Here is a 17,754-nt window from a genome sequence, read left to right on the forward strand (position 1 = left end):
TTTACAACCCGACACGGCTGCACTCGGCGCTGGGATACAGCTCACCTAATGACTACGCAAAGCAACTGAAGCAAACTGCTTAACGCTCGCTTTATGGCGTACGTTTTGAGGGAGCAAGTCCACCAAAGGGCTCTTGCCCCAACACTCGGCACCTCGCCTAGGCTCGGTGTTCCCTCACTCCGGCTTGAATCCGTGGGCCGCCGCAATGGGCCATCCATGGCCCAGTGCGGCTAACCCGGCGTCCTGCCGGGTTACCCACGGATTCAAGCCTGCGTTCGGCCAGCGTGTTTGACGGGGCGCCTGAGATCAAGATCAAGAGCCAAATCAAGAGCCAGAGCCAGAGCAGCAGCGCAATAAAAGGAAAAGCCCCGCAACGATAAGGGTCGTTGCGGGGCTTTTCGGTTTACCCGCCCTAGCGGATCTGGTGTTTGTGCAGCAACCGGTAGAACGTTGGCCGGGAAATTCCCAGGACGCGGGCCGCGACGCTCAGGTTGTCGCTGTGCCGGTTGAGCACATCGCACAGCGCCTGGCGTTCGGCGCGGTGCTTGTAGTCTTCCAGTGTAGACAGGGGTGGCGAAATTGCCTGTTCGCTGATCAATCCCAGATCAACGGCTTCGATCTGCCGCCCTTCGGCGAGTACCAGGCCACGGCGCACGCGGTTGGCCAATTCACGCACGTTGCCAGGCCACGGGTGCTTGCCCATGGCGACCAGCGCGTCTTCGCTGAAACTGCGTGGGCGACGGCCAGTTTCCTGGCTGTAAAAGCGCGCGAAGTGGTTGGCGAGCATCGCGACGTCGCCATGGCGCTCGCGCAGCGGCGCGGTGATGACTTGCAACACGTTGAGTCGGTAGTACAAGTCTTCACGGAAGCGGCCCTGGGCCACGGCGGCCTCAAGGTCGACGTGGGTCGCGGCCAACACCCGCACGTCCACGGGGATGGGTTGGCTGCCGCCGACGCGCTCGACCTGTTTTTCCTGGAGAAACCGCAGCAGGTTGGCTTGCAGCTCCATGGGTAGATCGCCGATTTCATCAAGGAACAAGGTGCCGCCGTTCGCCGCTTCGATGCGACCGACCTTGCGCTGATGGGCGCCGGTGAACGCGCCTTTTTCATGGCCGAACAATTCGGATTGGATCAGGTGTTCCGGGATCGCGCCGCAGTTGATCGCGACAAAGGGCTTGGCATGGCGCTGGGACTGGCGATGCAGGGTCTTGGCCACCAGTTCCTTGCCGGTGCCACTGTCGCCCCGGATCAATACCGGGGATTCGGTGGGCGCCAGTTTGGACAGGAGTTTGCGCAACTCACGAATCGGTCGGCTGTCACCGAGCAGTTCATGCCCCTCATCCACCGGGGTGTTGCCCTTGCCGCGCAAGCGCGCCATGCCGAATGCACGCCCCAAGGTGACTTGGACCCGAGACACGTCAAACGGCAAGGTATGAAAGTCAAAAAACCATTCGCAGACAAAATCACCGACATTCTGCAAGCGCAGGACGTCCTGGCTAAGCACTGCGATCCACTCGGTGCCGCTGCGGCTAATCAGCTCCTTGACCGCTTCCGGACGTTCCAGGTGATAGGGCTGCAAGCGTAGCAAACCCACGTCACAAGACCGGTCGCCTACCGCCTCCAACGCACAGCTGTCCACCTCCCAACCGGCGGTGCGCAAACCGGGCAATAGCCCATGGCAGTCATCACACGGGTCGACCACGAGCAAGCGGCGTTGCGCAGGTGTAACAACCATGACTATTCCTTGGCGTCAAAATTGTTGGTTAGTGGCGACAAAGTTATTTATAAACAATAGCTTGTGACGTCCAGCGCTAACACTAGCAAAATCTTGACACAGGCCTTGTACCGTTTCGCTATAAGTGCGAGCAAAAAGCCAGCATCTGCGGGTTTCGGCAAAAAAGTTATGTAACGCTAAAACCTTCATTCAGCTTTCAAAACAGCTGCTTACATGACGTTAATCAGGAAAGGTTGAAATTTGTTGCTCTAACATGTGACCCGTACCCCGTCATCGTGCATCAGTACAAGTAACCCGCCGCACGGTCAGCCCAACCGCCGGTACTCACTTGAATGGGCATTTAGAGAGAGACCCACATGAACGCCCCGCTCCGCATCAACGAAGCTCTTTTGATCGCAGACCGTGCTTTCCAGCCCTTTCAGTGCGTGGCCTGGCACGATGGCAATGGCGCCCTGAGCCTGAGCGTCGTCGACCGTACCAATACCCGTATCGGCAGCAAACAATTGTCGTCGAACACCTACAGCGACCCGGTGCAATTGGAAGACTTGCTGTTGCAGGCCCGCGCCGAACTCGACAAAGATGGCTACCAGTTGCAGTCGTGGGCCATGCCGAAGTAAGTCGCTACGCCAACTTCCGATCACTGCAAAACACTGATCGGAAGTTGGCTGATTTAAGTTAAGACACTTTTATTGCGCAGCGAGAATAAACCGCTCGATTGCCTCTGCAGCGCCGTCATCGATATTACTACCGGTGACCACATTGGCCTGGCGCTTGACGGTTTCTTCCGCCTGCCCCATGGCAATCGATAGTCCGGCCACATGAAACATCGCCGGGTCATTACCCCCATCACCGATGGCCGCCGTCTGCTCCAGCGGCACCCCAAGATGCGCCGCCAGGGTCTTCAAGGCCTCACCTTTATTGGCCAGCATGGCCGTCACATCCAGATAAATCGGTTGCGAACGCGATACTTGCGCCAGGCCTTGCACCTTGGGCTGTAAACGCGCTTCCAGTTCCACCAGTAACTGTGAGTTGTTACTCGCGGCGACGATCTTGTCGATCCGATCCAAATAAGGCTCGAAACTCTCCACCTCTACCGGCCCATACCCCAGGCCACGGGTTTCTCGCGGTTCCACCGGTCCCGGCGGGCCGCGCCGCAGCCAGTAACCGTCGGCAAATACCCACGCTTCCACGTCCGGCTCGACCGAGAACATCGCCAAGGTCACCAGTGCCGCCTCGGCCGGCAGGTGGTGGGCAACCAGAATGCTGCCATCCGGGTTGATCAAGGTGCCGCCATTAAAACCGGCCACCGGCACATCGATCCCGAAGGTCTCGATCAGGTGCAGCATGGCTTTGGGTGGTCGACCGCTGGCCAGGCTGAAAAACACCCCGGCCTCGCGCAACGCACTGACCGCATCAAACGTGCGCTGGCTAAGACTGTGGTCCGGGTGCAGCAACGTGCCGTCCACGTCGCTGAGGATAAAACGGATGGGATGAATCGCCGCATCACTCATCCGAGGCGATGCCACGTGCGACCATCGCGGGCCAGCAACGCATCTGCCGCCGCAGGACCATCCTCACCGGCCTTGTAAGCCTGGATCCCATCATCTTCCTTCCACGCATCGAGGAATGGCTGTACCGCACGCCAGCCGTTCTCGATATTGTCGGCCCGCTGGAACAAGGTCTGATCACCCGTCATGCAGTCGTAGATCAGGGTTTCGTACCCGGTCGACGGCTGCATCGCGAAGAAGTCCTTGTAGGCAAAACCCAATTGGATATTGGCCATATCCAAGGTCGGCCCAGGCTTTTTCGCCAGCAGGTCGAACCACATGCCTTCATTGGGCTGGATCTGGATTTTCAGGTAGGTGGGCTTGAGTTCATCGACCTCGGTGTCGCGAAACTGCGCATACGGCGCCGGTTTGAAGCAGATCACGATTTCGGTGTCACGCACGCTCATGCGCTTGCCGGTTCGCAGATAGAACGGCACGCCGACCCAGCGCCAGTTGTCGATCATCACTTTGAGGGCAACGAACGTCTCGGTGCTGCTGTCGGGCGCGACGTTGGCTTCTTCGCGGTAGCCAGGCATCTGCTTGCCGCCGATTTCGCCCGCTGTGTACTGCCCGCGCACCGAGTTGGCCCGTGCATCTTCCAGGGACCACGGCCGTACCGCACCGATCACCTTGGCCTTTTCACCGCGCACCGCGTCGGCGCCAAAGGCCGCTGGCGGCTCCATGGCTACCATCGCCAGCAGCTGGAACAGGTGGTTGGGCACCATGTCGCGCAGGGTGCCGGTTTTTTCGAAGAAGTTGCCTCGGGTTTCCACGCCAACGGTTTCGGCGGCGGTGATTTGCACATGATCAATGTAATGGTTGTTCCAGAACGCCTCGAACAGCACATTGGAAAAACGGCTGATCAAGATGTTCTGTACGGTTTCCTTACCCAGGTAATGGTCGATGCGGTAGATCTGCTTCTCGCTCATCACCTTGAGCAGGCTGGCGTTCAGTGCTTCGGCGGTGGCGAGGTCGGAGCCAAACGGCTTTTCGATCACCACACGTCGGAAGCTGTCGTCAGTCTCCGTCAACAATCCGGCACTGCCCAGGCGCTGCACCACTTCACTGAAGAAGCGCGGCGCGGTGGCCAGGTAGAACACCGCATTGCCGGTGCCGCTGTCGGCGATTTTCTTGCCGATGTCGGCGTAGGTGCTGTCGTCGAGGAAATCACCCTCGACGTAGCTGATACCTTTGGCCAACTGCGCCCACAAGTCCGGGTCCAACGCATTGTCCGCATTGCCCTTGACCTTGCTTGCGGCCTCGGTGCGAATGAAATCCTCCAGCTTCTTGGCGAAGTCGGCATCGCTGATAGCGTTGTGATCAACGCCCACGATGCGCAAGCCATCGCCCAGCAGGCCATCACGACTGAGGTTGTACAGCGCCGGCATGAGCAGGCGCTTGACCAGGTCGCCATGGGCGCCAAACAGAAACAAGGTGGTCGGTGGAGCGGGTTCGGCCTTGGGTTTCTTGCCGTTAGCGGTCATTTTTTGGAAGTCTCCACGTGACCACCAAAGCCGAAGCGCATGGCAGACAGCATCTTGTCACCGTAAGTGCTCTGCTGGCGCGAACGGAACCGCGCAAACAACGAGGTGGACAGCACCGGTACCGGCACGGCTTGTTCCATGGCGGCTTCGATGGTCCAGCGGCCTTCGCCACTGTCGGCAACGGAACCGGAGTAGCCGTCGAGTTTCGGGTCGGTGGCCAGGGCGTCGGCGGTCAGGTCGAGCAGCCAGGACGAGACCACACTGCCACGGCGCCAGACTTCGGCGATATCGGCCACGTTGAGGTCGAAACGCTGGTCTTCGGGCAGGTTGTCCGAGTTTTTGGTCTTGAGGATGTCAAAACCTTCGGCGAAGGCCTGCATCATCCCGTACTCGATGCCGTTGTGGATCATCTTGACGAAATGCCCGGAACCCGCCGGGCCGGCGTGGATGTAGCCCTGCTCGGCGCGTTTGTCAGCGGTTGCCGAACGATCCTTGGTGCGTGGGATGCTGCCCAGGCCCGGCGCCAGGGCGGCGAAGATCGGGTCGAGGCGCTGTACGGTTTCGGTGTCGCCACCGATCATCATGCAGTAGCCGCGCTCCAGGCCCCAGACGCCGCCGGAGGTGCCGACGTCAACGTAGTGCAGGCCCTTTTGCGCCAGTGCCTTGCCGCGACGAACGTCATCCTTATAGTTGGTGTTGCCGCCATCGATGATCACGTCACCGTCTTCGAGCAGCTCACTGAGTTCATTGATGGTGTTTTCAGTGGGGTCGCCTGCCGGCAACATCACCCACACGGCGCGAGGCTTTTGCAGCCCGGCAACCAGGGCTTTCAAGTCGGCGACGCCCGTGGCGCCCTCCTCGCTCAAGCCTTTGACAAATGCTTCGTTACGGTCGAAAACAACGGTGGAATGCCCATTGAGCATCAGGCGCCGTGCAATATTCCCGCCCATGCGGCCTAGTCCGATAATCCCCAGTTGCATGTGCTGATGCTCCTAACTACTAAATAAATGTGTGACATAGTTTATAGCGCAATGAGGCTAATGAGGGTTAGTCAGGGGCAGATCCATGTAGTTTCATGAGAAAATGTTGCCATCGTTTCACCATCACGCCAGCAAAAGTCACACGACCGCCAAAAATAAAAAAGTTCCATTGCACTGAAAAAGAATTCAGAATTGCTTCCGACTGATGCCGAGAACCTCGACTCAAGCGTTCTGGCACACCGCGACACACCGGCTATTTGCGAGGTAAGCAATGAGCACTGCACAGATGACCCGTCCTCCCCAGACCCTCTACGTCACGCTCCGTCGCGATGAACTGCGCCAGTTGAAAGACGAACGCGACCAGTTGCAGCACGAGGTCATGCGCCTGCGTGCTCATATCATTCAAGCCCAACTGGACCAGCCTTCCGGCGCGCAACCTGCGCTCTGCTGAGCCCCGTCATCACTTTGTAAGATAACGGCTACAAAAATCTCACAAAGTTTTCACACGCACCTCCCGATACTCCCGCCCCCAAGGGCCATCCCATGCAAGGGTGGCCTCCGTTGCGCGCAGCCCTGCGCGCGACTGAAAAATTACCGGGTTGGAGCGCTGGATGGCACTGTTCGAACGCAGCACTAAGTCTGCGAAAGGCTTTGATTGGGCCGGTCTTGGCTGGTTATTCCTGTTTTTCTGGTACTTCTCCGGTATCACCCAGCTGCTGATTCAACTCAGCGGCACGTCCGGCTTCAGTGGTTTTCGCCAAGCGTTCTTCATGAGCGCATTGTGGCTTGCCCCCCTGCTCGTTTTCCCGCGCCGTACGCGCCTGCTTGCCGCCCTGATCGGTGTGGTGCTGTGGGCCTGCTCCATGGCCAGCCTGGGCTATTTCTTCATTTACCAGCAGGAATTCTCCCAAAGCGTCATCTTCATCATGTTCGAATCGAACATCTCTGAAGCGGGCGAGTACGCCACCCAGTACTTCGCCTGGTGGATCGTGCTGGCATTTATTGCCCATACCGCCGTGGCGATTTTCCTGTGGACCCGAGTGCGCCCCGTGTACCTGCCACGCGGCCAGGCCCTGGTGGCGGCAACTGCGATCCTGGTGGCCATTATCGGTTACCCGCTGGTCAAACAGATCGCCCGCAGCGACACGATGGACGACGCAATCGACCGCTTCGAATCGCGCATCGAGCCTGCCGTGCCTTGGCAGATGATCGTTGCCTATCGGCGCTACACCGAACAACTCGACAACATGCAAGGCATGCTCGACAGCGCCAGCCAGATCCCGCCCCTGACCAATCTCAAGGACACCATGGCCGGCCAGCCTTCGACCCTGGTGCTGGTCATCGGCGAGTCCACCAACCGCCAGCGCATGAGCCTTTATGGCTACCCGCGCAACACCACGCCGGAACTGGACAAGCTGCGCGACCAATTGGCCGTGTTCGACAACGTCATCACCCCGCGCCCCTATACCATCGAAGCGCTGCAACAGGTGCTGACGTTTGCCGACGAGGAGAACCCGGACCTGTACCTGAAAACGCCGTCGATTGTCAGCGTGATGAAACAGGCCGGCTACAAGACCTACTGGATCACCAACCAGCAGACCATGACCAAGCGCAACACCATGCTCACGACCTTTTCCGAGCAGGCCGACGAACAGGTCTACCTGAACAACAACCGTAACCAGAACGCCCGCCAGTACGACGGCGACGTCCTTGCGCCCTTCTCCAAGGCCCTGGCCGATCCGGCCGAACGCAAGTTCATCGTGGTGCACCTGCTTGGCACCCACATGAGCTACCAGTACCGCTACCCGCCGACCTTCGACACGTTCACTGATCGCCAAGGCGTGCCGGCGGGTATCAGCGATGACCAATTGCCCACCTACAACAGCTACGACAATGCGGTGCTGTACAACGACTTCGTGGTGTCGAGCCTGATCAAGGATTACGCCAAGACCGATCCAAACGGTTTCCTGCTGTACCTGTCGGACCACGGCGAAGACGTATTCGACTCCGCGGGCCACGCCACGCTGGGACGTAACGAAGGCAAACCGACTGCGCCGATGTACACCATTCCCTTCATGGCCTACGCCTCGCCAAAATGGCGCGAAACCCACGACTGGAGTTTCGCAAGCGACCTGCAACGCCCGTACACCAGCTCACAGCTGATTCACACCTGGGCCGACCTGGCCGGGCTGAGCTTCAATGAACTGGACCGCAGCAAAAGCCTGGTGAGCGACAGCTTCAAACCGCGCCCACAGCTGATCGGCAATCCGTATATGCGCCAGCAGAAAGCCTTGATCGACTTCAGCCTGATCAAGCCGAAGAAGGTTGACCCGACCAATGTGGTGCTTCAGGAAGCGCCGGCCTTGTAACAGAAAGATAACAATCATTCTCGTTTAAGCCTAAAGTTCCTCCCCTCCTTTCGTCTTTGAGCCAAGACCTTCCCTTTCCGGGGTGGCCGCAAAGACGACAAGGAGTCCTCCGCGATGTTAGCGCCCTTTACCCGTTCCATGACCTTCACGCTTGGCCTGTGCAGCGCCGCATTGAGCCCGGAGCTGCTGGCTGAAACAGCCCCCGAACAGACCCCGCTCGAACTCGGCGCCACCCGGGTCACTGCCGATGGCCTCGGCGCCACCACCGAACACACCGGGGCCTACACCACCGGCTCGATGAGCACCGCCACCCGCCTCAACCTGTCCGTCAAGGAAACCCCGCAATCGATCTCGGTGATCACGCGCCAGCAGATGGATGATTTCAATCTCAATACCTTGACCGACGTGCTGCGCCAGACCACCGGTATCAACGTGCAGCACAATGACTCTGACCGTGTGTCCTATTCGGCCCGGGGTTATGGCATCACCAATTATCAGGTTGACGGGATGCTCAACACCTTCGGTTACATGAAGTCTGACGCCGACACCATCATCTACGACCATATCGAGGTCGTGCGCGGCGCTACGGGCTTGACCACAGGTGCCGGCGACCCTTCGGCCACCATCAATATGGTGCGCAAACGCCCCACCGCCCAATGGCAGGCGAAAACCGGCATCAGCGCAGGTAGCCATGACAACTACTACAGCTACGTGGACGTGGGCGGCCCGCTGGCGTTCGACGGCAAGTTGCGCGGACGCACGGTGCTGGCTTACCGCGACAGCCAATCCTTCCGTGACAACTATGGGCTGCAGCGGGCGGTCGGCTACGGCATTCTCGAAGGCGATCTGTCAGACGACACCGTGCTGGCTGTAGGTTTCGATTACCAGAACAAACAAGTCCAGGGCACTTCCTGGGGCACCGTGCCCTATTGGAACAGCCAGGGCGGCAAGGCCGGGCTGTCGCGCTCCACCAATATGGCGGCGCACTGGAGTTCCTGGCCGCTGACGGACAAGACTACCTTCGCCACCCTTGACCATCGCCTGGGCGGCGATTGGCATATTAAGGCCGCCTACACCCATCGCCAGAGCGACACAGATGGCAAGGTCTACTACGGCGGCTCAGGCTTCCCCAACGACGACCGCAGCGGCATGGCCGCCTGGGCCAGCCACATGCGCGGCACTTCGCGCATGGAGGCCATCGACCTCAACCTGGCCGGCAGCTATCAATTACTGGGCCGCGAACACGCGCTGATGATGGGCTATGGCGAGGCCGCGCAACGCGATAGTTCGCCGTTTATGCGCGACAACATTCCCGCTGGCTACTACAGCATTGAAGACTGGAAATACATGGGTGCGATCGCCAAGTTCGGCGACACCGTCACCGACCTCAAAGGCGAACACAGCAGCAAGCAACAGAAGGCCGGCTACCTGGCCACGCGACTGAGCCTCACCGACCGCCTGCATGCGGTGCTGGGCAGCCGCTATGGCAGTTGGGAACTGAAAAGCGCCGCTCCTGATTACGATGACAACGACCGACTGACTGCCGCCGGCAAAACCAGCCAGACCCACAATGACATGTGGACTCCCTACGCCGGGCTGCTGTACGACATCTCGCCGGAGTACACCGTCTACGCCAGCTATACCGATATTTTCAAACCCCAAAGCCTAAAGGATGCCAACAAGAAATACCTTGAGCCGGTGGTGGGCAGCAACTACGAGGTCGGCATCAAGGGCAGCGTGCTGCAAGAGCGCCTGAACCTGGCGGCAGCGTATTTCTGGAGCACCCAGGACAACGTTGCCGAGCGCGACTACACCGTCCCACGCAACCCAGCGACCGGCGAGGAGTACTACAAGTCAGGCGGCAAAGGCAACAAGGTGAACGGCTTCGAACTGGAAGCGTCCGGGGAAATCATGCCCGACTGGAACCTCACGGCCGGCTACACCTACACCCATTCAGTGAACGGCTCTGGCAAACGCAACAACACCGGGCAACCGCTGAACCTGCTGAAGGTGTCCAGCGCTTACCGGATGCCGGGCGCATGGCGCAACCTGACCGTGGGCGGCGCAGTGAACTGGCAGAGCGATATCTACGACTTCAGCAATCGACCGACCGGTGAGCGCGACAGCGACGGCGACATGATCACCACCCGGGCAAAAATTACGCAGCAGGCCTACACCGTGGTCAACCTGATGTCCCGCTATCAGTTCGACGAACACGTTTCAGCGTCGCTTAACGTCAACAATTTGTTTGATAAAAAATATTACGAGCGTGTCGGCTTCTATAACGGCGTGTACTGGGGTGATCCACGCTCCATTACCCTCGCGCTGGACTGGAAACTTTAAAGCCCCCCATCCGAAGTTAACCAAATCGTTAACTTCGGATATTGCTCGGGTTAATTCCCACTTAATAAGATCACTCCACAATCGCCCCAAGAATCTGCTCAAGGACAGAACGGATAAATCGATCACACTTAATGAGAATACCCCGATGAAACTCTCGACCTTGATGCTTGCCAGCCTGATGACCCTGGCCTCCGCCGCCGCGTTTGCAGAGGATGGCTCCGAGCGGATGAAGGAGTACTACAACAACTTCACCTTCACCCAGCAGAGCGTTCACGGCACAAATGAACAAACCGCTTCCGCCGACGGCAAGACGTCAAAGACCAGCACCACCGATCAGGAACAACCGAAGAGTTAATTAATGTTTAGTTAATCCGCAACACCCATGGCCATTCCGCTCCATTGGCCAATGGTTTATTGGGCGCCATTTAATGGCGCCCTTTTTTTGCCTGTTATTTATTGAAGCGGTTTGTTCCAGAACAACATGCGGCCATGGACTGGATCAAACTTCGAATCATCAAAACCGAACTTTCGATACGCCGACTGGGCGACAGCATTACCCTCAAGCACCTCAAGCGTGATTTTGCAGCAGCCACGCTGGCGGGCAATTTCCTCGACCTTCTGCAGCATTTTCTGACTCAGGCCCAGGCCGCGAAAATCATTCATCACCGCCACGTCATGAATATTGACCAGTGGCCGGCAGGCAAAGGTGGAGAACCCCTCAAAACAATTCACCAGCCCTGCCGGCACACCGCCGACAAACGCGAGAACACTGAAGGCGTGCGGGCGTTTTGCCAGTTCTGCCGGCAGTTGCTCCAACAGGTCAGCGGGCAGGCTATGGCCACCGCCCATCGGGTCTTTGGCGTAGTGGTTCAGCACGTGGCCTATGGCTTCAGCGTGCACGGGGTTGGTGTAGCTGGCTTGCAGCACCAGGATATCTGAGGTTTCCATTGCCTTCCTCGATCACGACAACAAGGGAACCGGCTCCCTTTGAGGGGCACGATTGTAAGCGCGGAGTCGGCGGTAGATGAAGGAGATTAACTACAAATATCTGCCTGAAGTGCGCACGGTATGCGCGGGAAACAGCGCCAGGCAAGCCTTGCCGGGTCTTACAACGCCGCGCCGAAACGTTCCAGCTGCATTTCCTGCAGGCGACTGAGGGTACGGCGGAAGGGAAACGCCAGGTAGCCCTCGGTATAGAGGCGCTCCAGCGGCACGCGTGCCTCAATGAACAGGGGCACCTTGCGGTCGTAGCACTCGTCCACCAGGGCGATAAACCGACGTACGCTGTCATCATGCACGGACAACTGCGGCAATTCGCGATCACCCGCCACTACCCGCTCGGCGCCGTCTTCGGTGCCTCGGGCGATCCGGCCAGGGCGCTGCTGCGCACTCAGGTCAGGCACGTCGCCGAGCAAGATTGCCTTGAAGCGATCACACAGCAGCATGAAGTCCATCGCGGCCAAGGGTTGCTCGCACAGGTCGGCATAACGACACCACAGCACGCTGTCACTGGAGCGCACCGTCACGATGCTGCGGTGGCCGACCACGACCGGCTCGTGGCTCACCCTCTGCCCCTGCGCCAGTTGCCCGAACACATTCGCCAGCGCCTCGGGTTGATTGACCCAATAGCGCTGCAGGCCGACACCCGGATGCAGGCGGTGGTCCTCAACGCCGTCGACCGCTACGACCCGCATATGTTGCTTGATGGCTGCGATACCCGGCAAAAACCGGTCGCGGTTGAAACCCTCGGCATACAGGAGGTCGGGCGGCTGGTTGGAGGTGCAGACCATCACCACACCCTCCTCGAACATCACCTGGAACAACCGACCCAGGATGATCGCGTCGCCAATGTCATTGACGAACAACTCGTCAAAGCACAGCACACGCACTGCCTGGCTCAGTTCCCGCGCCAGGGCCTGCAAAGGATCGGCGGTGCCCGTCAGCTGGAATGAGCGCTGATGCACCCAACCCATGAAGTGATGAAAGTGCTGCCGCCGCGCCGGCACCCGCAGGCTCTGGTAGAACTGGTCCATCAGCCAGGTCTTGCCGCGCCCGACGGGCCCCCACAGGTACACGCCGTTGATCGGCGAGCGGCCTTGGTGCAGGGCGTCATGACAGGCTTGCAGGGCATCCACCGCCCGGCGCTGGGCGTCGTCGGCGACGAAGCCTTGTTGGGCGATGGCGTGTTGATAGGCAGCGAGGGGCGAGTCGAAAGTCATGCCCGCGATTATGACCTACAGCGAGATATCCAGCCGTGAAATCTTGCCCTGCTCGTTAAGGCGGAAGGTGTAGCGCAACTCCAGCGGGCTGCCGGGGAAATTGCCGGAGACCACGTTGCTCACCAGCACTTTACCGGTGCGGTGTTGCACATTCAGCACCTCGACCCGCGGCTGGTAACGCCGTGCAGTGTCCTCCATCCAGCGCGCAATCGCGGCGGGGCCGACCTGGTGCTCGCCCTCATCGAACACATTCGCATCGTCGGCGAACCACTGGGCAACCGCTGAGGTGTCGCGGGTATTGGTCGCCGCAATATAGGCCTGGATGGCCGGGGCCAACTGAGACTGGGGCATGACACAGCTCCTTTTTTGGTGATTTATGGCGCCATGCTAAGCCAGGGCTGTGTCAGCTTTTGTCAGGAGTGAACGGTGCAGACTCATTCTGCTCCATCAGCGTGCGCCAGGCCCTCAGCCAATCACTGCGCCGCCCCGGATACCTTTCACCTTGGGCTTGAGCGCTCGCCACACGGTCGGTACGAAAGGTGCGGTAAGCGCCGCGCAATTCACACCAGGCCACAATCACGCGTGCTTCATTGAGAAAACCCAGGGCCAGCGGCCAGACCAGCCGCTGGCTCTGGGTCTGGCTGGCATCGGCGTAGTCGATATGCAGCTTGGCCTGGTTGCGGATAGCCTCACGAAACACATTCAGGGGCACGCGGTTTTCCGGGTAGCCGAAGCCTGGCGGTCCAGGCAGCAGCGTCGGGTTGCGCAAGGCTTCCTGGGCGGCGGGGTCGAGCACATCGGCAATCTTGGCCAGCGCATTGGCTGCCGCCCGACTCAACACCTCATCCCCACGCTGATCCACATAACGCAAGCCCAGCACCACTGCCTCCGTCTCCTCGGCGTTGAGCATCAAGGGCGGTAGAAACAGCCCGCTGCGCAGCACATACCCGACACCGGCCTCACCGAAGATGGGGGCGCCAAGGGCGGTCAACTCGGCGATATCACGGTACAACGTGCGCTCGGACACTTCCAACTGCGCCGCCAGCACAGCAGCGGTCACCGGACGTTTCTTGCCCCGCAGGGCCTGCAACAAGGTCAGTAGACGAGTGGTACGCGACACGTTGATCCCGCCGAAAAAGGAAAAGTGCGGCAGCTTAGCAGAGCCTACTGTCAGTAAACGTCAGCAGGAAAAGGACTGATCAGATGAGTACCAATCAGTTGAGGGAAGGACACGTGTGGCGAGGAAGCTTGCCCCCCTCGCCACAGGTTGTTCATTGCCTGTTATGCCAGGCTCTTGCTGACCACCTCAAACACATCGCTCGACAGCTCGCCCGAGCCACGAATGCGCTCCAGCTCGGCCTTCATCAGCGCCTGCCGCGCGCTGTCGTATTTGCGCCAGCGGGTCAACGGCGCCAATTGGCGCGACGCGATCTGCGGGTTGAAGCCATTCAGCTGGATCACCAGGTCCGCCAGGAAGCGGTAGCCGGAGCCATCCGCCGCATGGAAGTTGATCAGGTTCTGCCCGGCGAAGGCGCCGATCAGGGCACGCACCTTGTTGGGGTTCTTGAGCGTGAATGCCGGGTGCTCCATCAACGCCTGCACCCGCGCCAGCCCGCCCGGCAAGTTGCTGCCGGCCTGCACGCTGAACCACTGATCCATGACCAACGGGTTGTCCTTGAAGTTCTCGGCAAACACCGCCAACGCCTGGGCTTTTTCCGCCTCGAACGGCGAGTTCACCAGCACTGCCAGCGCGGTCAGGCGCTCGGTCATGTTGTCGCTGCTGTCGAACTGCTCCAGGGTCGCCGCCAATACCTCAGGCTTGCCGCTGAGCATCAGGTACGACAACGCGATGTTCTGCAAGGCGCGCCGGGCAAAGTGCTGGGCCGCGGCCACATAAGGGGTTTGCTTGGACAGCTCGCGATTGGCCTGATAACGCAACCACAGCCCTTCGAACAGGTGGTCGGCCAGTTGCTTGCGCGCAAATTCGCGGGCGGCGTGGATTGCATCCACATCGGCCACTTCGCTGATTTCCGTCAGGTAGGCTTCGCCCGGCAGCGAGAGCATCTCCGCGACCATGGCCTGGTCCAGTCTTTCGTCGCTCAGTACCGTGCGCAGCGCGTCGATCAGGCGCTGATCCATCTTCAACGCCTGGCCCGCCTGATGCTGGCCAATCAGTTCCTGCAACACCTGCACCGACAGTTGCTGGCCGGCATCCCAGCGATTGAAGCCATCGCTGTCGTGCTGCATCAGGAACATCAGCTGATCGCGGTTGTACGGGAAGCTCAGTTTCACCGGCGCCGAGAAGCCGCGCAGCAGCGATGGCAGCGGCTGTTCTGCGATGTCGACAAAGGTGAAGGTCTGCTCGGCTTCTGTTACCGAAATCACGCGGGACGTGGCACCCGCCGCCGCCTCACCGGCGAGGCGCAAGGCGATGCCGGCGCCCTGCCCGTCCAGCAAGCCCAGTTCGACCGGAATCACGAACGGCAGTTTCTCGACCTTGTCCGGGGTGGCCGGGCAGCTCTGGCGGAAGGTCAGGCTGTAGGTCTTGGCCGCCGCGTCGTAGGACTCGCTTACCGCCAGACGTGGCGTACCGGCCTGGCTGTACCAGCGTTTGAACTGGCTCAGGTCAGCGCCGTTGGCGTCTTCCATGGCCTTGATGAAATCGTCGCAGGTCACGGCCTGGCCGTCGTGGCGCTCAAAATACAGATCGCTGCCTTTACGGAAGCCTTCGGCACCGAGCAAGGTGTGGATCATGCCGACCACTTCCGAGCCCTTTTCGTACACGGTCAGGGTGTAGAAGTTGGAGATCTCGATAAAGCTGTCCGGGCGCACCGCGTGGGCCATCGGGCCGGCGTCTTCGGCGAACTGGTGGGTCCGCAGGTACGCCACGTCCTGGATGCGCTTGACCGTGGCCGAGTTCATGTCGGCCGAGAAGCCCGAATCGCGGAACACGGTAAAGCCTTCCTTGAGCGACAGCTGGAACCAGTCGCGGCAGGTCACGCGGTTGCCCGACCAGTTGTGGAAGTATTCGTGGGCGACGATGGCCTCGACACGCTGGTGCGCGGCGTCGGTGGCGGTTTCGGCACGGGCCAGCACGGCGCTGGAGTTGAAGATATTAAGGCCCTTGTTCTCCATGGCGCCCATGTTGAAGTCGTTCACCGCGACGATCATGAAGATATCGAGGTCGTACTCGCGGCCGTAGGTTTCTTCGTCCCAGCGCATGGATTTTTTCAGGCTGGTCATGGCGTGCTGGCACTTGTCGATGTTTTCTGGCTCGACGTAGATGCGCAGCGCCACTTCGCGCTGGGTCATGGTGGTGAAGCTGTCTTCGACGCACCACAAATCCCCGGCCACCAGGGCAAACAGATAGGCCGGCTTCTTGAACGGGTCTTCCCAGGTCGCCCAGTGGCGGCCGTCTTCACCGGGGCCGCTGGCAATCGGGTTGCCGTTGGACAGCAGCACCGGGTAGCTGTGCTGCTCGGCGATCACCGTGGTGGTGAACGTGCTCATCACGTCCGGGCGGTCGAGGTAATAGGTGATCTTGCGGAAACCTTCGGCCTCGCACTGGGTGCAGAACATGCCGCTGGATTTGTACAGGCCTTCCAGGGCGGTGTTGGTTTCCGGGTGGATCTTGACCGTGGTGTCGAGGGTGAACGTGTCGCTCTTGGGGTGCACGGTCAGGTGGCTGTCAGTCAACTGGTAGTCAGTGCCAGTCAACTCCTGGTCGGCCAGGTTAACGCTCAACAGCTCCAACTGTTGGCCATCGAGTACCAACGGCGGCAAGCCAGCGCCACGCTCGGGGTTACGGCGCATCACCAGTTGCGCGTGGACCAGGCTGTGGTCCTCGAACAACTCGAAGGTCAGGTGCGTCTCGTCGATCAGGTAGTCCGGCGCCTGATAGTCCTTCAGGTAAATCATCTTCGGTTGTTCGGTGCGCATGGGTGGCATCCTTCTACTGATGCACGGCGAGCTGATAGGCCGTGTACTTGCGAATATTGATAACGCCGGTGTCGAAGATCAGGTATTGGCCCTTGATCCCCAGCAGCGTGCCTTCGGCAATCGGGTTCTTGTCCAGGTTGAAGCTGACGATCTTGGCCGGATACTGCTCCACCGGGTAGCGAATCTCAATCGGCTCGATGTCGGTCACTGGTTGGATGGCTTGCAGGCCAAAGCGTTCCTGCAAGTTTTCCAGCCCCTCGGCGCAGGAGGCGAACAGCTCATCGCGCACGTGCTTGAGGTCCACCTTCGCCGCGTCACCCTTGAGCAACGCACGCCAGTTGGTCTTGTCGGCCACCTGGCTGCGCAGCACGTCCTCGACGAAGCCGGACTGCTGGCGCGTGGCCACACGCATGATCGGCAACGCCTGGCTCGCACCCTGGTCCAGCCAGCGCGTGGGCAGCTGGGTAGCGCGGGTGATACCGACCTTGATGCCCGACGAGTTGGCCAGGTAGACCACATGATCAGTCATGCAAAACTGCTCGCCCCAGCCTGGATCACGGCAGGTGCCGGCGTCGTAATGGCAACGCTCGGGGCTCATGATGCACAGGTCGCACTGGGCCAGCTTGGTCATGCACGGGTAGCAATACCCCTGGCTGAAGCTGGTCTTGGTCTTGCGGCCGCAATGGCTGCAATGGATGGCACCGAGGTACTCCAGGCGAATATGAGTACCGATCAATGGATTGACCGGCACCTCGGTGTCGCCCAGGCGAAACGCATATTGAACGGTCGGCTCACCGAGTTGCGCCGACATTTTGCTGACTGCACCGCGACCAATTTCAATCAATGGATCGCATCCGACTTGAACAGAATGTTCGCCACCGGCTCGGATTTGGACGCACATTCCTGCGGGCCCATGTAGCCCGTGCGCTGTTCTTCCGGCAGGTTCTGGAGTTCCCAGGCGATCATCGCTTGCAGGGACAGCTCGCGCTGCTCGGCGGTGAGCTTGCGGCCATCGGACCACTTGCCGATTTCTACGGCGAGCTTGAGGCTCTCGTAGATGTCCGGGGTGATGTTTTCGATCATTTCAAAAAAAGACGACATGTAGACAACCTCTGGTAACGGTCGCTGGTTCAGCGAG

The 17,754-nt window shown here is 59.8% G+C and carries 16 protein-coding genes; 5 read left to right on the forward strand and 11 right to left on the reverse strand.

The window, feature by feature from the left end:
- Positions 1-412 precede the first annotated feature (412 nt).
- A complete protein-coding gene (locus tag EJD88_RS00010) occupies positions 413-1,735 on the reverse strand; it encodes a sigma-54 dependent transcriptional regulator (protein ID WP_099585234.1) in 1,323 nt (440 codons plus the stop codon).
- A 356-nt stretch (positions 1,736-2,091) separates the two neighbouring features.
- Between EJD88_RS00010 and EJD88_RS00015 the strand changes: the two genes are divergently transcribed.
- Positions 2,092-2,352 carry a hypothetical protein gene (locus EJD88_RS00015; RefSeq protein ID WP_158876135.1) on the forward strand — a complete coding sequence of 87 codons (261 nt, stop codon included), beginning with the start codon at positions 2,092-2,094 and terminating at the stop codon, positions 2,350-2,352.
- A 69-nt stretch (positions 2,353-2,421) separates the two neighbouring features.
- Here the strand turns inward: EJD88_RS00015 and EJD88_RS00020 are convergent, their stop codons facing one another.
- From EJD88_RS00020 to gnd, 3 genes are read right to left on the reverse strand one after another with little or no spacing between them, the layout of a single operon-like run.
- Positions 2,422-3,246: an HAD family hydrolase gene (locus tag EJD88_RS00020; protein ID WP_158876137.1), complete on the reverse strand. Its 825-nt coding sequence runs from the start codon at positions 3,244-3,246 to the stop codon at positions 2,422-2,424.
- A complete protein-coding gene (gene zwf, locus EJD88_RS00025) occupies positions 3,243-4,766 on the reverse strand; it encodes a glucose-6-phosphate dehydrogenase (RefSeq protein WP_158876139.1) in 1,524 nt (507 codons plus the stop codon). The genes EJD88_RS00020 and zwf overlap by 4 nt, the downstream gene beginning before the upstream one ends.
- Complete coding sequence (gene gnd / locus EJD88_RS00030) at positions 4,763-5,746, reverse strand: phosphogluconate dehydrogenase (NAD(+)-dependent, decarboxylating) (RefSeq protein ID WP_122310264.1); 984 nt, start codon at positions 5,744-5,746, stop codon at positions 4,763-4,765. Before gnd ends, zwf begins: the two co-directional genes overlap by 4 nt.
- Before the next feature lie 271 nt (positions 5,747-6,017).
- Between gnd and EJD88_RS26940 the strand changes: the two genes are divergently transcribed.
- The 4 genes from EJD88_RS26940 to EJD88_RS00045 all read left to right on the forward strand — a co-directional run bounded on the left by EJD88_RS26940 (position 6,018) and on the right by EJD88_RS00045 (position 10,813).
- Entirely contained in the window at positions 6,018-6,197 is a 180-nt protein-coding gene (locus EJD88_RS26940) for a DUF6026 family protein (protein ID WP_256592840.1), read from the forward strand.
- A gap of 160 nt (positions 6,198-6,357) precedes the next feature.
- Positions 6,358-8,115: a phosphoethanolamine transferase CptA gene (locus tag EJD88_RS00035; protein WP_158876141.1), complete on the forward strand. Its 1,758-nt coding sequence runs from the start codon at positions 6,358-6,360 to the stop codon at positions 8,113-8,115.
- Between the two features lie 114 nt (positions 8,116-8,229).
- Positions 8,230-10,458, forward strand: a complete 2,229-nt coding sequence (locus EJD88_RS00040; RefSeq protein WP_158876143.1) for a TonB-dependent siderophore receptor — start codon at positions 8,230-8,232, stop codon at positions 10,456-10,458.
- Between the two features lie 145 nt (positions 10,459-10,603).
- Complete coding sequence (locus EJD88_RS00045) at positions 10,604-10,813, forward strand: hypothetical protein (protein WP_099585241.1); 210 nt, start codon at positions 10,604-10,606, stop codon at positions 10,811-10,813.
- A 98-nt stretch (positions 10,814-10,911) separates the two neighbouring features.
- Here EJD88_RS00045 and EJD88_RS00050 read toward each other — a convergent pair whose 3' ends face one another.
- The 7 genes from EJD88_RS00050 to EJD88_RS00080 all read right to left on the reverse strand — a co-directional run bounded on the left by EJD88_RS00050 (position 10,912) and on the right by EJD88_RS00080 (position 17,717).
- Positions 10,912-11,406, reverse strand: a complete 495-nt coding sequence (locus EJD88_RS00050) for a GNAT family N-acetyltransferase (RefSeq protein WP_158876145.1) — start codon at positions 11,404-11,406, stop codon at positions 10,912-10,914.
- 158 nt (positions 11,407-11,564) lie between these two features.
- A complete protein-coding gene (zapE, locus tag EJD88_RS00055; RefSeq protein ID WP_112195015.1) occupies positions 11,565-12,677 on the reverse strand; it encodes a cell division protein ZapE in 1,113 nt (370 codons plus the stop codon).
- A 15-nt stretch (positions 12,678-12,692) separates the two neighbouring features.
- Complete coding sequence (locus EJD88_RS00060) at positions 12,693-13,028, reverse strand: nuclear transport factor 2 family protein (protein ID WP_099585244.1); 336 nt, start codon at positions 13,026-13,028, stop codon at positions 12,693-12,695.
- A gap of 52 nt (positions 13,029-13,080) precedes the next feature.
- On the reverse strand, positions 13,081-13,797 hold the full coding sequence (locus tag EJD88_RS00065; RefSeq protein ID WP_099585245.1) for a YafY family protein: 717 nt from the start codon (positions 13,795-13,797) through the stop codon (positions 13,081-13,083).
- A gap of 161 nt (positions 13,798-13,958) precedes the next feature.
- Complete coding sequence (gene pepN, locus EJD88_RS00070) at positions 13,959-16,616, reverse strand: aminopeptidase N (protein ID WP_158876147.1); 2,658 nt, start codon at positions 16,614-16,616, stop codon at positions 13,959-13,961.
- Between the two features lie 13 nt (positions 16,617-16,629).
- On the reverse strand, positions 16,630-17,460 hold the full coding sequence (locus EJD88_RS00075; RefSeq protein WP_099585247.1) for a DUF2797 domain-containing protein: 831 nt from the start codon (positions 17,458-17,460) through the stop codon (positions 16,630-16,632).
- Positions 17,457-17,717: a YeaC family protein gene (locus tag EJD88_RS00080; protein ID WP_158876149.1), complete on the reverse strand. Its 261-nt coding sequence runs from the start codon at positions 17,715-17,717 to the stop codon at positions 17,457-17,459. Before EJD88_RS00080 ends, EJD88_RS00075 begins: the two co-directional genes overlap by 4 nt.
- Positions 17,718-17,754 lie beyond the last annotated feature (37 nt).

The organism is Pseudomonas sp. PB105, from assembly GCF_009764655.1.
Classification (GTDB): domain Bacteria; phylum Pseudomonadota; class Gammaproteobacteria; order Pseudomonadales; family Pseudomonadaceae; genus Aquipseudomonas; species Aquipseudomonas cyclaminis.

What these genes read in the sequence shown, in the direction of transcription:
- EJD88_RS00010 (WP_099585234.1), bottom strand. Translation starts at nt 1,735, where the DNA reads ATGGTTGTTACACCTGCGCAACGCCGCTTGCTCGTGGTCGACCCGTGT.
- EJD88_RS00015 (WP_158876135.1), top strand. Translation starts at nt 2,092, where the DNA reads ATGAACGCCCCGCTCCGCATCAACGAAGCTCTTTTGATCGCAGACCGT.
- EJD88_RS00020 (WP_158876137.1), bottom strand. Translation starts at nt 3,246, where the DNA reads ATGAGTGATGCGGCGATTCATCCCATCCGTTTTATCCTCAGCGACGTG.
- zwf (WP_158876139.1), bottom strand. Translation starts at nt 4,766, where the DNA reads ATGACCGCTAACGGCAAGAAACCCAAGGCCGAACCCGCTCCACCGACC.
- gnd (WP_122310264.1), bottom strand. Translation starts at nt 5,746, where the DNA reads ATGCAACTGGGGATTATCGGACTAGGCCGCATGGGCGGGAATATTGCA.
- EJD88_RS26940 (WP_256592840.1), top strand. Translation starts at nt 6,018, where the DNA reads ATGAGCACTGCACAGATGACCCGTCCTCCCCAGACCCTCTACGTCACG.
- EJD88_RS00035 (WP_158876141.1), top strand. Translation starts at nt 6,358, where the DNA reads ATGGCACTGTTCGAACGCAGCACTAAGTCTGCGAAAGGCTTTGATTGG.
- EJD88_RS00040 (WP_158876143.1), top strand. Translation starts at nt 8,230, where the DNA reads ATGTTAGCGCCCTTTACCCGTTCCATGACCTTCACGCTTGGCCTGTGC.
- EJD88_RS00045 (WP_099585241.1), top strand. Translation starts at nt 10,604, where the DNA reads ATGAAACTCTCGACCTTGATGCTTGCCAGCCTGATGACCCTGGCCTCC.
- EJD88_RS00050 (WP_158876145.1), bottom strand. Translation starts at nt 11,406, where the DNA reads ATGGAAACCTCAGATATCCTGGTGCTGCAAGCCAGCTACACCAACCCC.
- zapE (WP_112195015.1), bottom strand. Translation starts at nt 12,677, where the DNA reads ATGACTTTCGACTCGCCCCTCGCTGCCTATCAACACGCCATCGCCCAA.
- EJD88_RS00060 (WP_099585244.1), bottom strand. Translation starts at nt 13,028, where the DNA reads ATGCCCCAGTCTCAGTTGGCCCCGGCCATCCAGGCCTATATTGCGGCG.
- pepN (WP_158876147.1), bottom strand. Translation starts at nt 16,616, where the DNA reads ATGCGCACCGAACAACCGAAGATGATTTACCTGAAGGACTATCAGGCG.
- EJD88_RS00080 (WP_158876149.1), bottom strand. Translation starts at nt 17,717, where the DNA reads ATGTCGTCTTTTTTTGAAATGATCGAAAACATCACCCCGGACATCTAC.